The organism is Syntrophomonas sp., assembly GCF_028707975.1.
Taxonomy (GTDB): domain Bacteria; phylum Bacillota; class Syntrophomonadia; order Syntrophomonadales; family Syntrophomonadaceae; genus Syntrophomonas.
Genome location: NZ_JAQVZX010000090.1, coordinates 1 through 7,092, shown reverse-complemented (window position 1 = coordinate 7,092; position 7,092 = coordinate 1). Strand labels below are relative to the sequence as shown.

10 protein-coding genes are annotated in these 7,092 nt (G+C 43.7%); all 10 read right to left on the bottom strand.

The features are described from left to right. Nucleotides 1–56: 56 nt before the first annotated feature. Complete coding sequence (flhB, locus tag PHP87_RS09820) at nucleotides 57–1,166, bottom strand: flagellar biosynthesis protein FlhB (RefSeq protein WP_299920806.1); 1,110 nt, start codon at nucleotides 1,164–1,166, stop codon at nucleotides 57–59. Between the two features lie 6 nt (nucleotides 1,167–1,172). Further along, complete coding sequence (gene fliR / locus PHP87_RS09815; RefSeq protein WP_299920803.1) at nucleotides 1,173–1,934, bottom strand: flagellar biosynthetic protein FliR; 762 nt, start codon at nucleotides 1,932–1,934, stop codon at nucleotides 1,173–1,175. An 18-nt stretch (nucleotides 1,935–1,952) separates the two neighbouring features. Then, nucleotides 1,953–2,225, bottom strand: a complete 273-nt coding sequence (fliQ, locus tag PHP87_RS09810) for a flagellar biosynthesis protein FliQ (protein ID WP_299920801.1) — start codon at nucleotides 2,223–2,225, stop codon at nucleotides 1,953–1,955. 51 nt (nucleotides 2,226–2,276) lie between these two features. Continuing rightward, nucleotides 2,277–2,999, bottom strand: coding sequence for a flagellar type III secretion system pore protein FliP (gene fliP / locus PHP87_RS09805; protein WP_299920809.1), 723 nt, complete (start codon nucleotides 2,997–2,999; stop codon nucleotides 2,277–2,279). Between the two features lie 43 nt (nucleotides 3,000–3,042). After that, entirely contained in the window at nucleotides 3,043–3,675 is a 633-nt protein-coding gene (locus PHP87_RS09800) for a flagellar biosynthetic protein FliO (protein WP_299920798.1), read from the bottom strand. A 23-nt stretch (nucleotides 3,676–3,698) separates the two neighbouring features. Further along, on the bottom strand, nucleotides 3,699–4,061 hold the full coding sequence (locus tag PHP87_RS09795) for a response regulator (protein ID WP_299920796.1): 363 nt from the start codon (nucleotides 4,059–4,061) through the stop codon (nucleotides 3,699–3,701). Nucleotides 4,062–4,079: 18 nt separating this feature from the next. Further along, the gene (fliY, locus tag PHP87_RS09790) at nucleotides 4,080–5,279 is read right to left on the bottom strand and encodes a flagellar motor switch phosphatase FliY (protein WP_299920794.1); all 1,200 of its coding nucleotides are present in this window, start codon (nucleotides 5,277–5,279) and stop codon (nucleotides 4,080–4,082) included. Beyond that, a complete protein-coding gene (gene fliM / locus PHP87_RS09785) occupies nucleotides 5,276–6,262 on the bottom strand; it encodes a flagellar motor switch protein FliM (RefSeq protein ID WP_299920791.1) in 987 nt (328 codons plus the stop codon). Before fliM ends, fliY begins: the two co-directional genes overlap by 4 nt. A gap of 146 nt (nucleotides 6,263–6,408) precedes the next feature. Beyond that, complete coding sequence (locus PHP87_RS09780) at nucleotides 6,409–6,888, bottom strand: flagellar basal body-associated FliL family protein (protein WP_299920788.1); 480 nt, start codon at nucleotides 6,886–6,888, stop codon at nucleotides 6,409–6,411. Between the two features lie 21 nt (nucleotides 6,889–6,909). Then, nucleotides 6,910–7,092: flagellar FlbD family protein (locus PHP87_RS09775; RefSeq protein WP_299920785.1), on the bottom strand; the 183-nt coding region annotated here is incomplete at its 5' end.

The following is a 7,092-nucleotide window of genomic DNA, read 5'->3' as shown; positions in this document are numbered from 1 at the left end:
CCCTCGACTCCATAAACCTATCCTCCTGCCCCTATCCAAGGGATGAAACATTAGCCTTAAACTACTCTTTTCTTCTGTTTGTAGACAAAGGCCAGGACTTCTGCGACTGCCTGGTAAAGTTCCTCCGGCACCGGGTCACCGATTTCTGCATTATAATAAAGCGTCCTGGCCAGAAGAGGGTTTTCAACTATAACTACCTCATGAATTTTAGCTACCTCTTTTATTTTTAGAGCCATGAAGTCTTTGCCTTTGGCTACCAGTACCGGAGCTTCCATCTTGGACGCCTCATATTTCAATACTACCGCAAAATGGGTCGGGTTGGTTATTACTACATCAGCTTTGGGAACTTCCGCCATCATCCTCTGCATGGCTATCTCTCTTTGAATTCGTCTCTGCCGTGATTTCAGCTGAGGGTCTCCTTCTGTCTGCTTATATTCCTGCTTGATCTCATGTTTGCTCATTTTCAGGGACTTTTCGTGCTCATACCACTGAAAGATATAATCTATTATCCCTATGTTGATAAAGACCAGACCGACTTTCATCGCCATTTCAAATACAATGCTGCTTAAGGCCTGGAGACAAGCAATGAGCTCCATATCAACAAAACGCGGGAAAAGGAAAAAATGCTTGCTCATAACTGAATATACTATGTATCCGGTGACTATTACCTTGAGCAAAGACTTTAACAGCTCAACCAGGGCCCTTTTGGAAAAAATTCGTTTAAATCCTTCCACTGGATTAAGTCTCTCCAGCTTGGGGGTCAGGCTCTCCCCACTGAAGACAAATCCTACCTGCAGATATGTAATAAGCAATGCGGTTGTAAAAGTAGCCGCAAATATAGGAAATATCATTTTCCCCATTACAAACAGACCTTCCAGCAATAGGAGATAGACATAGTCATTGGAGAAATCCTGCTGGGTTCTCTCCAATATGTATAAGGCCGTAAAGGCCTGGAGATTCTCGATCATGTACGGTAAGGCTACAAAGCTGGCCACGGAGCCAGCGATAAGAATAATGGCTGAATTAAGGTCGGTACTCTTAAATACCTGGCCTTTTTTTCGGGCTTCTTCCCGCCGGCGTGGTGTGGCTTTTTCAGTTTTTTCCCCCATGCCATCATCAGCAAAAAGCTGCAGGTCTATGAAGAAATACCGGTATTGCTCATCCATGGTTGTTTACCCCATAATAAGAATAATGCGATCCAGATAGCCAAAAAACTCAGCAAAAAGAACATTGTATACCCAAAGATAAACAGGCAAAAGAAAAATCAAGGTAATCAAACCCAAAAATATTTTAAGGGGCAACCCCACCAGAAAAACATTCATTTGCGGAACGGTTCTGGCTATGAAACCCATAGCCACATCGCTGGTTAAAATGGCGGCCAGCATGGGAGCAGCAATCTTAACCGCCACCACAAATACATAGGCCCCTACTTTCACCAGCAATTCTAAAAACTCACCCGGTAAATGGGCTCCCAGAACCGGAACTATAGCATAGCTCTGAGCCACTGCCTGTAAAAGATAATGGTGCCCATCAATGGCCAGGAAGCTTAGTAAGGCCAATACCTGGGTAAAGTTGCCCATTAAGGGTATCTGAGTCCCCGACTGCGGGTCAACCACATTTACAATGGAAAATCCCATCTCCATATCCATTAGCTGCCCGGACAATTGTATGGTGGCTAAAACCGCATAAATAACAAACCCAATGGTATAACCAATAAAGGTTTCGACCACCAGAGCCGCTATAAACAAACCCGGCGTATTGATATTCCGTACATACTCCACTGGTACAAAATAGGCCATGGAAGCCGCCAGCATTATAATAATCAAAGCTTTAACCCGCCCTGGCATCATCCGGCTGCTAAAAATGGGAGCACTGATAAAGAGACCGGACAGGCGGGCCAGCAAAAAGAAAAAACTTTCCAAAGCATAGGGCATATACCTTTACCGTCCTTTTTAGATGGTGACAAAACTGGGAATAGCCAGGAAAAGGTCATGGGTGAAAGCAGTAATTACATTGAGCATCCAGGGTCCGAAAATAATTATCACCAAAAAAACAACTATTATTTTAGGTACAAAAGTCAAGGTCATCTCCTGCAGTTGAGTAGTTGCCTGCAAAATACTGATAAGCAAGCCAGTAACCAAAGCGGACCCAAGAACTGGAGCGGAAAGCAGCAAAACCACTAACAATGCTTCATTGGCTATTCCCAGAATCATATTTTCGTACAATGTGGATTTCTCCTTTCCTGCCGCCGCTTGTCCGAACTTTCGATTTCGTATTTATTTAAAACTAAGTATTAAGGATTGTATAACCAGGTTCCAGCCATCAACCAGAACAAAGAGCAATATCTTGAACGGCAGTGAAATCATCATCGGAGGCAGCATCATCATCCCCATGGACATTAAAGCACTGGCCACCACCATATCAATTACCAGAAAAGGAATAAAGATAATAAAGCCTATCTGAAAAGCCGTTTTTAATTCACTGATTACGAAAGACGGAATCAACACATAGTTAGGAATATCTTTAAAATTACGGGGCCTTTCCATCTTGGACATTTTGACAAAAAGAGCCAGGTCCTTTTCTCGGGTTTGTTTAAACATAAAACTGCGCAAAGGACTCATACCCTTTTCAAAGGCTTTTTCTTGCGTAATTTCTCCTTTGAAATAAGGCTGCAAAGCCTGCGAATTGACTTCTTGAAAAGTTGGGGCCATAACAAAAAAGGTTAGAAAAAGGGCCATGCCGATTAAGAGTTGGTTGGGGGGCATTTGCTGGGTGGCCAGCGAAGTTCGGATAAAGGCCAGGACTACCATAATCCGGGTAAAAGAGGTTAGCATAATCAATATAGCGGGAGCCAGAGTTAGGACCGTAATGAGTATTATGAGCTGCAGAGCTGCGGATAAATCCTGGGGCTCACCTGCCTCCCCACCGATTTGCAGATTCAGGTTGGGTATCTGCAATGGTTCTGCCGACACTGAACCGGGAAAAACAAGCAGAAGCAAGAAAAGCAAAACCAGTATTTTGGCATAAGATAATCCCCATATATTAGTCTTCGTTTTCATCACTTCTTTTGCTGCCAAGCCTTTTTTCCTCCATACTCTTATATGAAAGCTGTTCCAATCGCCTGGCCTGCTCGCCCATAAGCAGGCTGAAGTCTTTCCGCCCCGGCTTGGAATTCTTACGCCCGAATGCGGCCAGCCTCTTTTTAAGCTCCGATAAACCAGCCCCGGCCAAGCTATCCTCGGGTGGAAAATCTATCTGACTAATCTCTTCTTGGAGTTTGGGGTTGTCCACCTCAAAAAGAAAAGAAATGCTATGATCAGTAACTCCAACAGCATACAGCTTTTCGCCAATTTCACATAAGACTATGCCCCGATTTTGACCCAGGATCACCTCATCAACCACATGCAACCAGCTTCCCTGCATCTTTTGATTAACCTGTTTTCCGAATATGCGAATCACCGACCAGGCGGCAGCAATAATCAGTCCCAGTATCACAATCAATTTTAAGAAATCCAACCACAGGCTGGGAGAGCGATCGCTGCTTTGTATTTCTTTGTCCAGTTCCTGGTTCAAATCGCTCATATTGTCGATGGCAGAAGCGTTCCCAGCCAGCATAACTACCATAAGCAAGACTAAGATTACCAGAGAGGGAATCCTTTTACGCCAGACAATCATATTTTTCACTTCCAAACCAGCAGTTAGACCAGTGCTTTACTTACTGCCTCAATTACTCTTTCCGGTTGAAAGGGCTTTACAATAAAATCTTTGGCCCCGGCCTGTATGGCATCGATAACCATAGCTTGCTGCCCCATGGCGCTGCACATAATGATACGGGCTGCAGGGTCAACTTCTCTTATCTCTTTGACCGCGGCAATACCATCCATTTCGGGCATGGTTATATCCATGGTTACCAGATCTGGCTGCAGCTCTTTATACTTTTCAATAGCAACTCTTCCGTTTTCTGCCTCCCCCGCTATAATATAGCCATTTTTGCCCAATATGTCTTTTATCATCATCCTCATAAAAGCAGCGTCATCAACTATCAATACTCTTTTTCCCATGGTAAACCTCCTAAGCAATTATTGCAGCTTATTCATACGGTCTATTGGACTAATTATAGTAGTAATGCGAATTCCGTAGTTTTCATCGATTACTACAACTTCACCCTTGGCAATAAGCTTGCCATTAACCAGCAAATCTACTGGTTCCCCAGCCAATTTGTCCAACTGGATTATGGCGCCCTGGTTCAATTCTAATATCTCTCTGATGGTTTTTTTGGTCTTTCCCAATTCCACCGATACATCCAAAGGCACATCCATAATGAGATCCAGATTTTGATGGCTATGGATCATATCACTTTCATGCAGGGGAGCAAACTGCACCGGTTGAACGGCAAATTGCGGCCGGACATTCATTTCCCGGGGACTTTGGGCAAAAGCCTGATTATAGATTGGTTCATGCGGTGGTGATGTAATTGCTGCTTCCACCTGGCGGGGGGCAGCAACTGCCGTTGGATTCGCTTCCGGAATCGGCCTGCTTAGAGTAGGCTCTTCCATTACCGCTTCGGGACTGGATTCCTCAGCCGTACTCCCCATAAGTATGGACATTATATGTTCCACTGCCTCCATGGGTATGATTTGCATGATTTCACTATTAATTAGATTTTCTATCTCCATTTTAAATTTAATTTTAACCATATCTTCAAAACTGGTCGACAACTGCAAATACTCTTTTCCCATGTCCATGATAGTCAATTTGGGTGGCGCAATATCTATTCGCCGGTTAAACATGGAAGATAAGCTGGTAGTAGCCGAGCCCATCATCTGGTTCATGGCTTCCCCTACTGCACTTAGCTCCAACTCTCCCAAGTTCTTCTCCTGGAGCAGACCATCTCCTCCCATCATCAAATCGGCTATAATGGAGGCATCCTCCTCCTTTATTACTAAAATATTACTCCCCGACAATCCTTGTGTATAACTCACCTCCACCACTAAGAAGGGTAAAGGATAATGCAGTTGCAGTTCTTCCGGATTGGTAATAGATACATCAGGAGTAGTAATAGACACTTTCTGGCGCAACAGGGTAGAAAGTGTGGTAGCAGCCGTTCCCATACTGATATTGCCCACTTCTCCCAGGGTGTCTTTCTCAAAATCACTTAAACTTATAGAAGAAGTGGAAGAAGCAAGCTCAGAACTGCTTGCAGAATCTACAGTACTGGAAGGGCTTCCCCCGGTCAACAGGGCATCTATTTCTTCCTGGGATAGGATTCCATCATTCATTCACTTTCCTCCTCCACAATATCGGTAATCTGTATTGCCATACGATTGGCAAAAACCCCAGGTTTCCCGAGGAATTTGGCACTATTGCCTATAACAATATCTAACTCCTCACTGATATTCCGATTCAGGGGTATGACATCTCCTACCGACAAAGACAGCAGGTCTCTAACCGTTATTATCGTTTTACCCATAACTACCTTGATAGGAATAGTGGTATTTTCTAACTTGCTCCTTATTGCCGCAATATTAGCCGGCGACCTCTCCTGGGCGGCAGTCGAGTAATAGTAGTGTACATTCAATTTATCCAGTATGGATTCCAAAACCAGGAATGGAATACAGATATTTATCATCCCCATCACATCACCCATTCGGGTCTCCAGGGAGACAATTATCATGATTTCTGTAGGTTGAACCAGTTGCGTAAACTGGGGGTTGGTTTCCACCCGATCCAGGGAAGGCTCTAACTGAATAATACTGCCCCAGGGCTCTTGCAGATAATCCAACATCCGCTGGGATAAGCGCTCAATTACCGTCTGTTCTATTTCAGTAAGAGCACGCGCCTTGCTGGGGGCATAACCTGGTCCTCCCAAGAGCCGGTCCAAAAAAGCAAAACCCAGGTTAGGATTAATCTCCATTATAGCACTGCCGTGCAAGGGATAAAGCGAGAAAATATTAAGTATGGTTGGGTTGGGTATGGAACGAATAAACTCCTCATAGGTCAATTGTTCCACCGACAATAATTCAACCTGTAAGGGTACGCGCAATTGCCCGGAAAGATAGGTTCCCAAGGTGCGAGCATAGTTTTCATATATAACCTGCAGGGTATGTATCTGATCCTTGGAGAATTTGTTGGGCCTGCGAAAATCATAAATCTTAATCTTGCTCTTCAGTTCTTCTTCTTTAAGCAGGTCAGCATCAACTGAACCATCACTCAAGGCAGATAACAAGGCATCTATTTCCGATTGAGATAAGACCTCACTCATTATAACCCCCCTTAAGGTTATATCTTTACCATGAACTCTGCATGCTGAATTATAAATCACTTGTAATAATACTAGTTTCAAATTACCACAGAGTTAAACTCTGTGCCCATTTATTCAGCCAATGCATAAATATTGTCTTTCGCCAATTATTGCATAATAAAGTCAGTAAAATATACATTCATAACGGTGTTAGCACCAATCTTGGCATTCAAATCATTTTTTATCTCCACCTTCAGGTTGTTTCTATTCCTCACATCCAGATCAGCCACCGTTTTGGAAGAAATAATACTAAGTATACTGTCTTTTATCACCGGCATATACTGGATAATCTTCTCCTGAGCTTTTTTGTCATCCGAAGTGACTTCCACCGTAACTTTCACCCTTAAAAATCTCTGCCCATTCACATCGTTGATGTTAGTGGTGAATTCCCCCACTTCCACCAGGTTCCCCGTCATCAGCTTGCTCTGGCCTTCTTCTTTCGGCATCAGTGGCGCCATAAGGCTTTTCATAAGAAAAAACGAGCCCCCTACCACCACCAGGAATACCAGCAAACCAATGAGAATGAGCTTCATGTCGATATTAATATCCAACCTGGGCTTTTCCTCGCTAGTTTTTTCGTCTGCCACAACTCTCCCCCCCTATCCGGTCTATTTTTTCAAAGTGGTAAATGAAAGTTTCCTGAATCTAATTATTTCTTCCCGGATCTGCCATGTCCTTTCTTTTACGACAAATTTTTTTCCGGTATTGAGGGTCACTACCGTATCGGGAGTTTCCTCCATGAGTTCGATCATGTCAATATTGACCATAATTTTCTCGCCGTTTAAGCGGGT